21 protein-coding genes are annotated in these 14,483 nt (G+C 40.6%); 7 read left to right on the top strand and 14 right to left on the bottom strand.

Annotated elements, in window-relative coordinates; all coding sequences use genetic code 11:
• Nucleotides 1–21: 21 nt before the first annotated feature.
• From rplI to rpsF, 4 genes are read right to left on the bottom strand one after another with little or no spacing between them, the layout of a single operon-like run.
• Nucleotides 22–474 carry a 50S ribosomal protein L9 gene (gene rplI, locus QMN06_RS04225; protein WP_281971289.1) on the bottom strand — a complete coding sequence of 151 codons (453 nt, stop codon included), beginning with the start codon at nucleotides 472–474 and terminating at the stop codon, nucleotides 22–24.
• A gap of 14 nt (nucleotides 475–488) precedes the next feature.
• Nucleotides 489–764 carry a 30S ribosomal protein S18 gene (gene rpsR / locus QMN06_RS04220; RefSeq protein ID WP_281971288.1) on the bottom strand — a complete coding sequence of 92 codons (276 nt, stop codon included), beginning with the start codon at nucleotides 762–764 and terminating at the stop codon, nucleotides 489–491.
• Between the two features lie 10 nt (nucleotides 765–774).
• Complete coding sequence (priB, locus tag QMN06_RS04215; RefSeq protein ID WP_281971287.1) at nucleotides 775–1,083, bottom strand: primosomal replication protein N; 309 nt, start codon at nucleotides 1,081–1,083, stop codon at nucleotides 775–777.
• Entirely contained in the window at nucleotides 1,083–1,451 is a 369-nt protein-coding gene (gene rpsF, locus QMN06_RS04210; RefSeq protein ID WP_281971286.1) for a 30S ribosomal protein S6, read from the bottom strand. The genes priB and rpsF overlap by 1 nt, the downstream gene beginning before the upstream one ends.
• 240 nt (nucleotides 1,452–1,691) lie before the next feature.
• Here rpsF and lexA point away from each other — a divergent pair, with 240 nt between their 5' ends.
• Complete coding sequence (lexA, locus tag QMN06_RS04205) at nucleotides 1,692–2,366, top strand: transcriptional repressor LexA (protein WP_281971285.1); 675 nt, start codon at nucleotides 1,692–1,694, stop codon at nucleotides 2,364–2,366.
• 46 nt (nucleotides 2,367–2,412) lie between these two features.
• Here the strand turns inward: lexA and QMN06_RS04200 are convergent, their stop codons facing one another.
• The 4 genes from QMN06_RS04200 to QMN06_RS04185 all read right to left on the bottom strand — a co-directional run bounded on the left by QMN06_RS04200 (nucleotide 2,413) and on the right by QMN06_RS04185 (nucleotide 5,821).
• Entirely contained in the window at nucleotides 2,413–3,168 is a 756-nt protein-coding gene (locus QMN06_RS04200) for a hypothetical protein (protein WP_281971284.1), read from the bottom strand.
• 80 nt (nucleotides 3,169–3,248) lie between these two features.
• Nucleotides 3,249–3,833 (bottom strand): penicillin-binding protein activator LpoB, encoded by a 585-nt coding sequence (lpoB, locus tag QMN06_RS04195; protein WP_281971283.1) that lies wholly within the window; start codon nucleotides 3,831–3,833, stop codon nucleotides 3,249–3,251.
• Nucleotides 3,834–3,850: 17 nt separating this feature from the next.
• Nucleotides 3,851–4,210, bottom strand: coding sequence for a YcfL family protein (locus QMN06_RS04190; RefSeq protein WP_281971282.1), 360 nt, complete (start codon nucleotides 4,208–4,210; stop codon nucleotides 3,851–3,853).
• 51 nt (nucleotides 4,211–4,261) lie between these two features.
• Nucleotides 4,262–5,821: a hypothetical protein gene (locus tag QMN06_RS04185; RefSeq protein WP_281971281.1), complete on the bottom strand. Its 1,560-nt coding sequence runs from the start codon at nucleotides 5,819–5,821 to the stop codon at nucleotides 4,262–4,264.
• A gap of 90 nt (nucleotides 5,822–5,911) precedes the next feature.
• On the opposite strand from QMN06_RS04185, the gene QMN06_RS04180 reads away from it, so the two are divergent.
• Together QMN06_RS04180 and QMN06_RS04175 are read left to right on the top strand one after the other, a co-directional pair.
• Nucleotides 5,912–8,236, top strand: a complete 2,325-nt coding sequence (locus QMN06_RS04180) for a YgiQ family radical SAM protein (RefSeq protein ID WP_281971280.1) — start codon at nucleotides 5,912–5,914, stop codon at nucleotides 8,234–8,236.
• On the top strand, nucleotides 8,237–8,767 hold the full coding sequence (locus QMN06_RS04175; RefSeq protein ID WP_281971279.1) for an NUDIX domain-containing protein: 531 nt from the start codon (nucleotides 8,237–8,239) through the stop codon (nucleotides 8,765–8,767). It abuts the gene before it with no gap.
• Here QMN06_RS04175 and QMN06_RS04170 read toward each other — a convergent pair.
• Both QMN06_RS04170 and QMN06_RS04165 read right to left on the bottom strand, forming a co-directional pair.
• The gene (locus QMN06_RS04170; protein ID WP_281971278.1) at nucleotides 8,750–9,340 is read right to left on the bottom strand and encodes a chromate transporter; all 591 of its coding nucleotides are present in this window, start codon (nucleotides 9,338–9,340) and stop codon (nucleotides 8,750–8,752) included. The genes QMN06_RS04175 and QMN06_RS04170 overlap by 18 nt on opposite strands.
• Nucleotides 9,337–9,936, bottom strand: coding sequence for a chromate transporter (locus QMN06_RS04165; RefSeq protein ID WP_281971277.1), 600 nt, complete (start codon nucleotides 9,934–9,936; stop codon nucleotides 9,337–9,339). Before QMN06_RS04165 ends, QMN06_RS04170 begins: the two co-directional genes overlap by 4 nt.
• Before the next feature lie 99 nt (nucleotides 9,937–10,035).
• Between QMN06_RS04165 and QMN06_RS04160 the strand changes: the two genes are divergently transcribed.
• Nucleotides 10,036–10,785, top strand: a complete 750-nt coding sequence (locus tag QMN06_RS04160; protein WP_281971720.1) for an ABC transporter substrate-binding protein — start codon at nucleotides 10,036–10,038, stop codon at nucleotides 10,783–10,785.
• A 13-nt stretch (nucleotides 10,786–10,798) separates the two neighbouring features.
• Here the strand turns inward: QMN06_RS04160 and QMN06_RS04155 are convergent, their stop codons facing one another.
• A complete protein-coding gene (locus QMN06_RS04155) occupies nucleotides 10,799–11,560 on the bottom strand; it encodes a hypothetical protein (protein ID WP_281971276.1) in 762 nt (253 codons plus the stop codon).
• An 82-nt stretch (nucleotides 11,561–11,642) separates the two neighbouring features.
• On the opposite strand from QMN06_RS04155, the gene QMN06_RS04150 reads away from it, so the two are divergent.
• A complete protein-coding gene (locus tag QMN06_RS04150; protein WP_281971275.1) occupies nucleotides 11,643–11,807 on the top strand; it encodes a hypothetical protein in 165 nt (54 codons plus the stop codon).
• Here the strand turns inward: QMN06_RS04150 and QMN06_RS04145 are convergent.
• Nucleotides 11,804–12,349, bottom strand: a complete 546-nt coding sequence (locus tag QMN06_RS04145) for a DUF924 family protein (RefSeq protein WP_281971274.1) — start codon at nucleotides 12,347–12,349, stop codon at nucleotides 11,804–11,806. The genes QMN06_RS04150 and QMN06_RS04145 overlap by 4 nt on opposite strands.
• Nucleotides 12,350–12,530: 181 nt before the next feature.
• Between QMN06_RS04145 and QMN06_RS04140 the strand changes: the two genes are divergently transcribed.
• The gene (locus QMN06_RS04140) at nucleotides 12,531–13,217 is read left to right on the top strand and encodes an outer membrane beta-barrel protein (protein WP_281971273.1); all 687 of its coding nucleotides are present in this window, start codon (nucleotides 12,531–12,533) and stop codon (nucleotides 13,215–13,217) included.
• 55 nt (nucleotides 13,218–13,272) lie between these two features.
• Nucleotides 13,273–13,758 (top strand): cupin domain-containing protein, encoded by a 486-nt coding sequence (locus tag QMN06_RS04135; RefSeq protein WP_281971272.1) that lies wholly within the window; start codon nucleotides 13,273–13,275, stop codon nucleotides 13,756–13,758.
• Here the strand turns inward: QMN06_RS04135 and QMN06_RS04130 are convergent.
• Together QMN06_RS04130 and QMN06_RS04125 are read right to left on the bottom strand one after the other, a co-directional pair.
• Entirely contained in the window at nucleotides 13,755–14,036 is a 282-nt protein-coding gene (locus QMN06_RS04130; RefSeq protein WP_281971271.1) for a hypothetical protein, read from the bottom strand. The two genes, QMN06_RS04135 and QMN06_RS04130, sit on opposite strands and share 4 nt — an antisense overlap.
• A gap of 26 nt (nucleotides 14,037–14,062) precedes the next feature.
• On the bottom strand, nucleotides 14,063–14,305 hold the full coding sequence (locus QMN06_RS04125) for a transposase (RefSeq protein WP_281971270.1): 243 nt from the start codon (nucleotides 14,303–14,305) through the stop codon (nucleotides 14,063–14,065).
• Nucleotides 14,306–14,483: the final 178 nt, after the last annotated feature.

The raw sequence follows: 14,483 nt of genomic DNA, 5'->3' as shown, positions 1-14,483 counted from the left end.
CTAAATGATTGTAGGTGTTAATTAAGCGGCTTCGCCAATAACTTTTACAACTACTTCAGAAACTACATCTGTATGCAATGCGATTGCAACTGGGTATTCACCAACAGCTTTGAGGGGACCATTTGGCAGGCGCACAGCACCTTTTTCAATAGTGAAGCCCTTTAGTGTTAACTGCTCAGCAATGTCATGGTTCGTTACAGAACCAAACAAACGACCATCAACACCAGCTTTTTGATGAATCTCAACTACTATACCTTGCATTTTTTCACCAATTGCCTGGCAAACAGCTAACTTTTCAGCAGCAACTTTTTCTAACTCAGCACGACGTGCTTCAAAGTCAGCAATTGCAGTTTCAGTAGCACGACGTGCTTTACGTTGCGGAATTAAAAAGTTACGTGCAAAACCATCTTTAACACGAACTACATCACCTAAATTGCCTAAATTGGCTACTTTTTCAAGAAGAATGACTTGCATGAATATATCTCCAATTAGTGTTTATGTTGATCAGTAAAAGGTAAAAACGCTAAAAAACGCGCACGCTTGATAGCAGTGTCTAATTGACGCTGATATTTAGCTTTAGTACCTGTTAAACGAGCTGGCGTGATCTTGCCATTCTCACCAATGAAATCTTTTAATGTATCTACATCTTTGTAATCGATCTCAACTACGTTTGCAACTGTGAAGCGGCAAAAACGCTTACGTTTAAAAAGCGGGTTTTGTGCCGGCTTCTTTTTGAGATCTACATTTTTTTTACCAAATGCCATGTTAGTTCCTTTAAATAGAAATATGAGTTATGTGAAAGACGAGAGCTTGTCGTCGAATACTCTGGTGCGCAATAAATCCTTGAAAATTCCCTAATTCACCGATTTGCATTTGGTCTAAGGTATTTACCTCTTGGCCAATTGCAATTGCTAGAATTTTTAAATCTACTTTTCGTTGTATTCCTGCTTCAACCACGTTTCCTGAATACTCTAATTGACACTCAAGAACGGTTTGACCTGCTGGTGTGTAACGAATGGTATCTTTATGTACTAATCTAGCTGTCAGTCGAAAGTCATTAAAAGGCTGACCAGACTTCGTCATTAAGCAGCAGGCGCCTCCACTTGTTGATTTTTACGAGACTCTTCACGCTGAACTTCTTTCATCATGATCGAAGGCTCAGTTTCAGCTTTTTTCATCTGAATAATTAAATGACGCAAAACAGCATCATTAAATTTAAAAGCATGTTCAAGTTCAGCAAGCGTAGCCTGATCACACTCAATATTCATACAAACATAATGGGCTTTTGCTAATTTATTGATCATGTAAGCCATCTGACGACGACCCCAATCTTCAATGCGATGAACCTTACCATTTGCTGCAGTTAGTACAGCTTTGTAACGGTCAATCATCGCGGGCACTTGCTCGCTTTGGTCCGGATGGACGATAAATACGATTTCGTAATGACGCATCAAACACTCCTTATGGTTAATAGCTACCTGGGCGTCAATTCCCTGTTTAGGAATAGTCAGTGTAGCAAGGGTGAAAATTAAATAATTGCAAAATGCAATTTAGCCTCACATTCTAACAAATAACCGCAATTTAACCAAGTCGTTTTTGAATTTATACACTTTAGCTATAAAAAACTTGTACTTATGCGTACTATCTGTATATAATAACAGTGTGTATATAAAGTCAGGTGAAAATATCTCATGGATCAGACTCTCCCCAAATTAACTGCTCGACAAGAAGAAATTTTGCAACTTGTTCATGACTCGATCGCTGAAAATGGAGCTCCTCCTACCCGATCAGAAATTGCTCAAAAATTAGGTTTTGCTTCTGCCAATGCCGCTGAAGAACATTTAAAAGCACTTGCTAAAAAAGGGTATCTTGAATTAAGTCCGGGAACCTCCAGAGGAATCCGTCTTCGCGAATCGATTCGTCAAACAGCCAAGCAACTCCACTTACCTTCCCAGATGATTGCACAACTAACGCTACCGCTCATCGGCAGAGTGGCAGCTGGATCTCCCATTTTGGCGATGGAACATATTGAAAAACAAGTTCCAGTTGATCCTTCATTATTTTCTCAAGGCGCTGATTACTTATTAAAAGTAAAAGGTCTAAGTATGAGAGATGCTGGAATTTTAGATGGTGACTATTTGGCTGTCAAAAAAGCATCAGAAGCACGCAATGGAGATATCGTTGTTGCGCGCATCGAAGATGAGGTCACGGTGAAACGTTGGCTTAAAACAAGAACGAGCAAGGGTGTTCAAATCCAACTCATTGCAGAAAACCCTGATTTTGACCCCATCATTATTGAGAATGATGGCAGAGATTTTTCGATTGAAGGTCTAGCGGTTGGACTCATTAGGCCGAACGGCTTGTAAAATAAAAAAGCCAGACAAAGCGTCTGGCTTTTTTTATATAAGATTCTTACTTCTTCACTGGCTCAACAAATGTCTTTGGTGCCGGAGCATCTTTACCCATTACTTTCAGATCTGAATTGTTAGGATTGATGCCAGCATTTTTTAATTGCTTCACAACATCATTACCTAATGAATCAGTTGCTGACTTGAGAACTTGATTACGGTTGAAACCTTTGGCAGTTGCAGTATCCATTCCTGTGCCACGCGCATTAAATGAAGTAACAACTTTTTTCGTATCATAATCAATCACATCAAACTTAACTGTCGATGTATAACCTTTGTTGATTAACTTCTGGTCATCGCCATAAACATAATTATCTGAGTTTACTGAAGAAACCTTCATAACCGTACCAACCAAAACAAAAGCAGCATTTGCAAAATTACCACTCATATTGGAAACCGCGTCTTGAACACGTGCTTCAGGAGTAGATGCATCAACAACTTTTTTGTCCATTGATTTTGTTTCAAGAACAGAGTAACCATTCTTGGCCAAAACATCTCGTACACCTGCTGTCACTGAATTTAAATCTGCAACGCTAACACCTTTAACATCTGATGCAGCACCAGTTATATAACCAATTTGTGGAACAGCTAAAGTGTTAATAATACGTGGTGTTGTCTTTGGAATGTTGTAATTGTCTTGTGTACGAACAACTGGATTACCTTCGTTCACAGTAACCACTTTGCTTGGTGCAGACTGTGCAAAAGCAGTGGAACCAAATACAACTAAAGATACGATAAGTGCTAACTTGCTTGATTTCATGAAAACCTCCAATATAAATAAGATCAGTGTATTGGGGGTTTGTTAATTCTTATTGACAAATAAATGACAATTTGAAATTGTTAACGGCGTTGCTGCTTTCTGATTTCTTTCTCGTCTTGCCACTCATACGTTCCTGATTCATTATTAATCAAGCGTAGAGTCAAAACATAGTAAACATCCTTAATATTTTTATCAGCCTTAATAATGGAGCTTATATCACCTTCAATACGGTACTGCGCCCCATCCATATTGCCAATCTTAGCTGCTGTCTCTTTTTTGTACATGCCAGAATTTTGACGCGTTAACTCGCCAGTTTGATTCGACATATCTGTCGCCTTTACAGCAAAACGGACCTGTCCACTTTTGAGCAGTTGGGTTTCAATCTTATTCGTTATCAAATTAGTATCGATATACTCATTTGTTTTGTTTTTTACTGGCGCCACTGTAATGATCGGTGGTGTCGGTGAATTCATAATCACACGTGTTTGCAACAACGATCTTGTCATCGATTCCGCCAACACCTGCAAATCATTCACACCATATTCGGCAGAGATAGTCTCAATCTTATTAGGATCTACATAAGATACTTTTGGAGGTGAAGAGCAAGCAACTAAAACTAAACTAGTTGCGCCAATCAATCCAAGCTTTACGTAACGTGTTTGCATAATGTCCTCAATCTTGATTAATACGAATCTAATTCAATTTTATATTCAGAAGCTTCCAAATTCGGCGCCACACCCTCAATCATTGCTGTTCGCCCTTCCGGAATAACCAATGGCTTCCATGCTTCATCACCCCAAACTCTTTCACCTTTATCTCCAAACCATTGGAAGCGATACTGAACAGGTTTTGAATTGCCATTATTTTTAAGCGTTGCCTGAGCAACCAAAAGGCCATTACGATCAAAACTCTTCATATCCTGAATCTTGATATCTCCCGTCTTACCCATTCTGACAGAATGCTTATCAATATAAGAGGAACACGACGCAAGAAACACTACCGCAAATAATGTAGCCAAATTTATAAGTTTGCCTATTTTCATACAAGCACCACTTTCAAATAATTCAAATTAATATTTAACAAATCTAACATATCAACGTTTAATCTCTAACATTGGTTGACTTCCTGGTGGAATTATAGGTGCCGCAGGGTTTTTAAGGACAAAAGAGATCGGTTGTCCAATTGCTCCATAACCAGCCTGAATATCATTACTCGACATGATACTTGCTCGATCTCGAAAAACACGTATATAAACAATGTTTTTATCACCCTGAAAGCTAATTTGTCGTCCGACCATTGCCCCGCCAGGAACACGAATGAGTAAATCTTGAGTACCATTAGGGATTTGTGCCCTAGCTAAAAATACGTTTGCTGGCAAATTAGACCAATGCCGAACATCTGCCGAACTAATCTCAGCCATCGTTAGTCCAGTAATCAGACCTGCAATCGCCCCCAAAGTAGCTTGATTGGAATTGTTAGGATTATTTCCCTGAACAGCGCGCTGAGTGCCTACTTGAGCCAATACTTGTGCCACTGCTCGACTAGCGCCACGAATCATATAACCAGGCATTTCATCTCGTAGATCACGCCTCGCCATACTGTCAACACTAGTGACCATACTCAAATTAACCAATTGACCCCGAATGGCAACTTGCCCAGGGTTATATAACTCGGTATTTGGAGCGATGTAGGGATAAGATACCGTAGCAAAACGAATTTGACCTCCAATCGGAATCGGAATACTCGATTTAAAGTTATCGATAAAAGGTAAAAACCCCGTCTCCACAATAAATAAGGTATCCGTTGTGCCATTGGGTGTTGTGTTGATAGGCTTATTGATATTTGCGTCCAGGTTTTTTAATCCTTCTTGCAAAAATGGCAGGTCAGGACGTAACTCAATAGCCTGACGATAACCTGGTGCCGCTAAAGAAGGCTCGCGTAATTTTTCAAAAATAAAACCTGCTAAGTAATGTGCTGCGGCACTTTGATAGGAGTTTTTCAAACTCAAGGTTTGTGGGTCGGAAATCGAATTGACCGGATAGCCATTAATCATCGGATTTCCTTGAAATATCCGATTATCGACAGTTCCCTGCATACCATTAATTCCCTTGTTCCTAGCCTCTGCAAGGGCTTGATACTTCACATCATTAAAGCTCGCAATATCTTGCTCACGTTTAACCATTTTCATCACTTCAACACGCGCGTTATCCCAATCTCCTAGTAAGACATGATTCAATGCAATCGAGTAAGCCAACATCGTCCCCTCGAACCCCTTCATGATGTAATCCTTCCCAATTCCCTCCGCCAGGAAATAACCGCTAACGTTAGACAAAGAGGATTTAATCGTAGAGCGCGTTAACTCGTTTTGACGCAGGAGGTTATCTGCTGCCAAAAATTCAGCATTACTTTGTGCCAGGCGATAGGTGCCCATCAAACGCAAAATGCTGCCCTGTTCTAGGTTATAGACATTATTTTTTGATGGGATGGACTGCTCAATTGCAGCAGAAGCTGCAGGTAAATTACCCATTGCAAATATCTGTCGCGATTGGTTTACCTTGGTTTGTTGACTTGCACAACCCGAAAGAGTTAGAAGCACTAATACAAAGTAAATACGAAATTGTGTAAAAAAACTCGTCATATCGATTTGGATCATCAACTTATTCAAATGAAAAGGTTACATGATTTTTCATGATAAATCATTTAGATAGGCATAAAAGCCTAGAATCGCTTAAAATAACGCACTATGAACGCTCCGCGCACACTATTTTCGATTCCCTCTGCGCCCCATCTTAATTCTTATCCGAAATTTTGGGCTGAGTGTTACGGGCGCGCCCCGTTTTTGCCAATGTCCAAAAAAGAAATGGATACATTAGGTTGGGATAGTTGCGACATCATTCTTGTAACAGGCGATGCTTATGTAGATCACCCAAGCTTCGGCATGGCGATTATTGGCAGACTTCTTGAATCTCAAGGATTTCGGGTAGGAATTATTTCACAACCTGATTGGCAGTCTGCAGATCCATTCAAGATCCTAGGCGAACCTAATTTGTATTTTGGTGTGACTGCTGGCAACATGGACTCCATGATTAATGGTTATACCGCTGATCGAAAAATTCGTAAAGATGATGCTTATACTGCTGGGGGCATGAGTGGTAAGCGCCCTGATCGCTGTTCTTTAGTATACGCACAACGTTGTAAAGAAGCTTACCCACAAACCCCCATCATTATGGGTGGTATTGAAGCTTCCTTAAGAAGAATCGCCCATTACGATTATTGGCAAGACAAGGTTCGCAGATCTATCTTGGTAGATGCAAAAGCAGATATTTTGCTCTTCGGCAATGCCGAACGCGCTTTAGTGGAAATCACCCATCGTCTTTCTCATGGGGAAAAGATTCAAGATATCACCGATATAAGAGGTACGGCATTTATTCGTCGCACCTCTGCCAAAGACTTTTTAGAAATTGATTCATCTGAAGTGGATGAACCTGGCAAGATTGATGCCCCAATTAATCCTTATTTAATGCCAGATGAACAAGCAGCTGCTCAAGGTGAAACTTGTGCTAAATCTGATTCCACTGATCAAAAAAATGTCACTGAACAACCGATTCAGTTTCAAATACCTAAGAAACAAAAGTTACACCGTGATACCACCGTCATTCGACTTCCTAGTTATGAAGCAGTTAAACGTGATGCCGTTCTTTATGCACATGCCAATCGTGTTTTGCATTTGGAGACGAACCCAGGTAATGCTCGCGCACTGGTGCAGCAGCATGGTGAAGGTGCATCCATTAGAGATGTTTGGTTAAATCCACCGCCCATCCCACTGACCACTGAAGAAATGGACTTTGTCTTTGATCAACCTTATGCTAGGGCTCCGCATCCCGTCTATGGCGATGCGAAAATCCCCGCTTGGGAAATGATTCGTTTTTCTGTCAATATCATGCGTGGATGCTTTGGCGGCTGTACCTTCTGTTCAATTACAGAACATGAAGGTCGCATCATCCAAAATAGATCTTCTGATTCCATCATCCGCGAGATTGAAGACATACGAGACAAAGTTCCAGGATTTACGGGTGTGATTTCTGATCTTGGTGGTCCAACAGCGAATATGTATCGCATTGCCTGTAAATCACCTGAAATTGAAGCCCATTGCCGTAAACCTTCTTGTGTATTTCCTGATGTTTGCCCAAATCTAAATACCGATCACACACCATTGATTCAGTTATATCGCAGAGCGCGAGGTATTAAAGGTGTCAAGAAAATCTTAATCAGTTCAGGTGTACGCTATGACCTTGCAATTAAAGCCCCGGCCTATATCAAAGAACTCGTGACGCATCACGTAGGGGGATATCTTAAGATTGCTCCCGAACATACTGAATCAGGCCCACTCGATAAAATGATGAAACCTGGTATCGGTAGCTATGACCGATTTAAAGAGCTCTTTGATAAATTCTCTAAAGAAGCTGGTAAAGAACAATTTTTGATACCCTACTTTATTGCAGCCCATCCCGGCACAAGCGATGAAGATATGATGCATCTTGCGATGTGGTTAAAGTCCAATGGCTTTCGGGCAGATCAAGTGCAAACTTTCTACCCTTCTCCAATGGCAACTGCTACTGCTATGTACCATACCAACAAAAATCCTCTGCGTAAGGTGACTCGCGATAGTGAAACAGTTGATATTGTTCGCGGAGAAAAAAGGCGTCGTTTACATAAAGCGTTTTTACGCTACCATGATGCCAATAACTGGCCACTCCTGCGTGAGGCTCTCAAAAAAATGGGGCGTGCTGATTTAATTGGTAATGGTAAGCATCAATTGATTCCGAGCTATCAACCAAAAACAGATGGCACTTATCAAAGTGCGCGTAGAAAAAATTCAACGGCAGTTGCAGGCGCAAACCTTGCCAGTCGGACACGAATTGGTTCAAAAACAGTCAATAATCCCCGCGACTTTACTATCCCAGAAAATGAGAAACGATCTTCCAGTCGACCATCTAAGGGAAGTATGTTGACACAACACACTGGCTTACCACCTCGTCCAGGCATTCGCTCAACTCGGAAAAAGTAAATGCATATGTGGCGTGTCATTCAAGAATATTGTTTGGCTTTTCCAATAGAAGCGCCAAAACTTCTCGAGAAAACACGCTTTTTAGAGGTAGTTACTGATCCATTTCCTCGTCATCTTTTACCTGGTCATATCACCGGTAGCGGTATTTTGATTCGGAATGAAAAGATGCTCTTAATTCATCATCGATATATTAAAGAATGGTTTCAGCCAGGGGGGCATATCGACCCTGGCGAATCTCCACTGGAGGGGGCTATTCGAGAAGTTGCTGAAGAGACAGGTTGGCAATCCATCCCATCATCTTTGTGGAAGATTGATTTACCAATTGATATTGATGTTCATGTCATTCCAGCTAACCCAAAAAAGGACGAACCCGAACACCTTCACATCGACTTTGCTTACTTACTTGAGCCAGTATCTGAGGGTATTGCAAGTGATCCAGAGAATGTAGCTTGGTTCGACTTCACTTCTTGTTCTGCAGAGCGTCTTGCACGATGTGTTGAAAAATTTCAACACTTAAATAGAGCCCAATAAGCCACTCGCACCAATCACGGCACCACCTGCCAATAGCCACAAAATATGGATTTTAGTACCCCATACAAGTAACAGTGTTGTCAGCGCTATGAGCCATATCGGCCAGTTATTGGCCAGCACAAAATCGCCACGCACAATCACCCAGCTTGAGACCAACATAGAACCAATCACGACTGGTGCCAAACCTTTTTTAAATGCAACCACACCCATTTTTTCGTTATTGTTCTGTACCCATCTTGTCGCGGTAAAGGTTAAGACACAGGAGGGTGTCAGCGCACATAAAAGACAAGACACAAATCCCATGATGGCAAATACATAATGTGAATATCCGGCTGGAGTAGCATTCATACCAAAGTTCCACCCCATCATAGCTAACATCAAAGCATTGGGCCCAGGAGAAGCTTGTGCTAGGGCAATGCCAGATGAAAATTGTGACTCCGTTAACCATGCATGCTCATCAATAAAGAAACGATGAAATTCAGGAATAAGCGCAATCGCCCCGCCAATCGCGAAAAATGACATCGTTGCAAAATGAAGTAAAACTGTTAACCAATCACTTAACGATATGTTCATTCACCACCCTTTGCAACATGGGAGTGTTTGATCTTCAAGTAAGTGATTAATACACTTGATGTACCCATCAATAATAGAACAGGGATTAAAGGAAACTTAAACACAGCCAAAAGAACAAACGTCACTACTGTAAAAGCAATCGCACCTAAAAAAGTCAATGGATGAGTCTTTAAACTCCCGGCCATTTTGAGTGAAGTTCCACCAATTAAACCTGCAGATACTGCCCCCATGCCATGGAGTGCACCAGCGATCGCAGGATATTCACGAAACTGTTCAAAAAAGATAGCCACTAAAATCAGCAATAAAGCCGGCATTGAAAAAATACCAGCTACTGCCACAAATGCGCCCATGGCACCAAACCACCTACCACCGAACATCACTGACAAATTAACAATATTCGGCCCAGGAAGGACTTGAGCGACGGCCCACTCTTCTAAAAATACTTGTGGGGTAAACCATTTACGCTCTTCGACAAGGACCCGCTGGGCAACTGGAAAAACGCCTCCAAAGCCTTGCAATGCAAGTTTAGTCATTGCCCAATAGAGCTCAGCTAACGATTTGGGACCCTTTTGAGTAATACTGACTTTTTGTTCCATATAATAGTTTTTGAGACGAATAACAAAAGAATACATTAAGATACTATGAAAAGACTAATCATACTTGCCCTCACAACCACACTTCATTTTTTTTCTACTATGACACAAGCCAACTCACTACAATCGATTCAATCAGAACTTGCTCCTTCTGGAAAAATCCGTGCATCTATTAACGTAGGCAACCCGATCTTGGCCAAAAGAGATTCCGAACAATCTGAACCTTATGGTGTTTCGATTGATCTGGCTAAAAACTTGGCGAAGGAACTCGGCGTTCAATTGGAACTCGTTGTTTTTGACTCTGCTGGAAAATCAGTTGATGCAGTTGCTAATAAAAAAGCTGACTTTGGGTTCTTTGCGATTGACCCAGTGCGTGGTAAAGAAATTACCTTTACGAATGCTTATGTTGTGATTGAAGGCGCTTATGTAGTACCAAGTAACTCTGAGATCAAAGCAAATGAAGAAGTTGATCAAGCAAAAAACAGAATTGTTGTTGGCAAAGGTAGCGCTTACGATCTTTATCTCACACGCGAAATTAAACATGCACAAATTGTGCATGCACCTACTTCACCAAAAGTGGTTGAATTTTTTGTAAGCGGTGGCTATGAGGTTGGTGCTGGAGTCAAACAACAATTAGAAATGGATTTAAAAACATATCCCAATTTAAGATTATTACCGGGTCGTTTTATGCAAATTAATCAATCCATGGGTGCGAATAAGGATGTCAGTGATGCCACAATGGCTTATTTAAAAAATTATGTTGAGCGCATGAAAGCATCTGGATTTGTTGCGGATGCATTAAAAAGGCATCAAATACAAGGTGCAGCAGTTGCGCCAGCGCAAGCAGAGTAAACGCTCAAGAAAATTAATATAAATATCGGTCCAACAGTTGCACGACAAAAAAATTGACGATTTGATCAATCGTCTTTGAGTTGTCGTACAGCTTGGATTTTGAAAATGTGTTCCATAGTTTCTCCTCAGCACGAAATGCATCAAACAATTCTTGTTGATAAGACAGATTTCGATCTTTTTCATGAGCATAAAACTCTATTGGGCAATTGATTCTTCTCGCCGCTTTGAGCATTCTTTCTTGATGACTGCGATGGGTCCCCCACTGACCAAAAACTGCGGCACTAATTCTTAAATCGGTAGCGACCACTTCAATACCATAAGCTGTGCCCATCGATATACCTAAATAACCAATACACCTTGAATCAACCTCACTCAGTTCACAAAGAGCATCTAAGGTCAACTTCCAATCCAATACCATCGGCGAAATACTTTCGTCCCCATCCTTCCACAATTGATCAAATTCTTGACCCATTAAATCTTCATCTGTCGTACCAAACCGTCTCTCTCCATGAATCGGTCCATCAATCAGAGCCACAACAAAACCATATTTACCACACATCAATTTAATGAAATCATGAATTTCACTGGAATCTTTATGCTCTGTCTCTTGATGCCCAATTAATAGCAAAGGGCGCATTCCTGAAGACGCTTGGGAGTGCCACACCTTTCCAGCCACAACACGTTTTTCCTGTTCAATCTCGACAGTAAAATCTCGCGTAATCATGCGCGGCTTTAATGAATATACCAATGGAGTATCTAAGGTTAAAAAAGGCATTTTTCTTTTATGGTCAAAATTTTCATGAAATAATATCGGGTATCTATATTAGTTAAATATAGTATGAAATCAATATTTCCTGATGAAAAAGCCTGTCATTAAAAATCCTGTAGCAAAAAATATGGCTAAACTCCATAAAAATGCTGGCGCACATGGAAAATCTGAAAAAGCCAAACGTCGTTCTGAGGCTGTCGAGTTACAAACTAAAGTCGCTCAAGAATTAACAGACAAAAAAAACCACTCTTAAAAAGATGAGCCTGGTTGCTTGAGAAACTCAAGTTCCGTAGGTGTGGACTCTCGCCCGAGAATCTTATTACGATGCGGATAACGACCAAATCTTTCAATGATATTTTGATGTCGTTGTTGAGAGTTTGCATAGGACTCACAACCTGCCTGTGCAAAATACGCCTGTGAGTACTGATGAATTAACAAAGATTCACTATGCATCATGGGCATAAATAAAAGACCTTTTTGATCAGGACTAAGGCCCTCCTCTGCATGTTGCTCTAGAGCCATTTGCGTGAGTGCAAGTGCTAAAGGGTCACTCGCAAACGAGGATGGGGTATCCCGATACATATTTCTCGAAAACTGATCCAAAATAATAATTTCAGCAAGACGCCCAAGCGGCTCTTTGCGCCATTCAAATAATTCGCACTGATTTGCCTTTCGATGAATTTCAGCAAATCGATGCAAAACCATCTGATCAAATTCAATTGATTTTTCCCACCATTGTTTTGGAGATATTTCAACAAACCAAAACTTGATAATAGCTTCAAAACTAGTTGTCACCCGGCCATCCTTTGTCTTTATCTCAATGTACCTAAATTAAATGTCAATTAATCGCAATCATGTTTACAACGATTACCATTCATTGAAAACATAAGTCTATTCATATAAATAACTTAATATTTTATAAATGTGATCTTTATTTTATATTCCCCGAACTCATCCACATCACATAAGGAAAAAAATGAAATTTACGCAAAAATTACTCGTTGCTGCTCTGACCGTTGGTGGCGTTGCTCACGTAAGTGCTCAATCAAAATTTGAAGGTCCATTTGTGCAAGGTGCCGTTGGCTATACCAATGTATCTTCTAAATTCAATGAAACAGTCACAGTTGGTTCACAAACAAGTAATCCTGAAAATTTTTCAGCAAACAACTTATCGGTTCTCACAGGTAACATTGGTGCTGGTTACAACTTTCGTGTTGCCCCACAATGGCTCATTGGTGTGAGCGTTGACTATATGCCGACTGCCTCAGGCTCTGCCAGTACTAATATTAGTTTTGCAAAATTTCCTAGTTTAGGTGTAACAGGTTCTTATCAAATGAAGAACCCATACAACCTTTCTGTGATGCCTGGCTATGAGATTTCTCCAAATCAGTTAGTATACGGAAAAGTTGCTTACACAGGCGCATCTGTTGTGTATAGCGATGCCAATATTGCTGCTACGAGCACGAACATGACAGGCTATAGCCTTGGTTTTGGTTATAAACAAGCCCTTGAAAATCAGTTCTATGTGTTTGCTGAAGGTTTATATACCAAATTCCAAGATCAAACAGCAAGTGTTTCTGGCCCTGCAGGCATCTCCAATCTTTCACTCACGGTTGGCGCTTCAGGTTACACTTTCTTAGTTGGTGCAGGTTATCGTTTCTAAGATTTCTGTTCCAACCAAAAAGATATTTTTATCACTTTTTTAATTAGGAGCCGCCATGTCAGAAGATCATTCTCATATCGATTGGAAGCATCATGGCGTCCGCGTAGTACCTGGTAATCAGTTAGACACGAATACCGCCCAAACTCAAGGCATGAACCGCGCAGCAGCGATTAATTTAGCTAGAGTGGGCGCACAAAAACTATGGGCAGGAACCGTTACTATCCACGCCAATGCTAAAACTGGCGCCCATCATCATGGTGAATTAGAAAGTGTGATCTACATTGTCAAAGGTCGCGCCAGAATGCGCTGGGGTGATCATCTAGAATTTACTGCTGAAGCAGGTCCAGGCGACTTTATTTATGTCCCACCCTTTGTACCTCATCAAGAAATCAATGCGAGTAAAGATGAGGTTCTCGAATGTGTACTCGTTCGCAGCGATAACGAAGCGATTGTGATGAACTTAGATATTGAACCTGTCGAACATCCTGAAAATGTCTTTTGGGTGGATCCAATTCATAAAGATCCAATAGATAAAATTTAATCTAAAAGTTCAGGTTTATTTTTTCTTAGCCAATCTTCAATCCGAATAATCAGCAGGCCTGCTTGTCGCACAGCTTCATTTGCAAGACTTGTACTAACTAAGTCTCCAGAATAATCAATCACGTTTCGTTGTTTACGCATTTGATCAAGTAAGATCATCACATCATTTTCAAGTCCAATCGTTTGAGGCAGGGACTGAATCATGATTTGATGATGTCCTGGCTTACTTGTTAGAGTCCTATAACCATTGGCTTGAAGTGCAATATTTGATAGCTGCATAATTGCTTTTTGACATCCTCCCCGCCCTAAATGACGGGGACTTCTACTGCTAGACGTTCATGTCCGAACGCAAGAATATTGAGAGCTCCATTGATATCCCTGTCGTGAACAGATCCACAATGACACTTCCAACTTCTCTTATTCAAATCAGCTCTACCTTTCGGACTATTGTCGGAGATTTCTCCGCAACTCGAACAGATTTGGCTTGAATACGCTTCATTTACTTCCTCAAATATCACGCCAGCCTGACGGCTTTTATATTCCAACATGACTATTTTTTCAATAACTATAAAGGGTTTCAGTTAATTTTCTGGAAAATAGTCACACCCTAAGTCATTGATTTATATAGCACGCAATATAGCTTTATCCAAACTTTTCGAAATTTAAAAGGTATTTCAAAACCGAGAAAATCATAATGAAATTCAGTATGTGTGAATTTTGCCCATA

This window comes from Polynucleobacter sp. SHI8 (assembly GCF_027944005.1).
Lineage (GTDB): Bacteria > Pseudomonadota > Gammaproteobacteria > Burkholderiales > Burkholderiaceae > Polynucleobacter.
The sequence above is the reverse complement of the archived record's forward strand: the minus strand, read 5'-3'. Positions and strand labels throughout refer to the sequence as shown.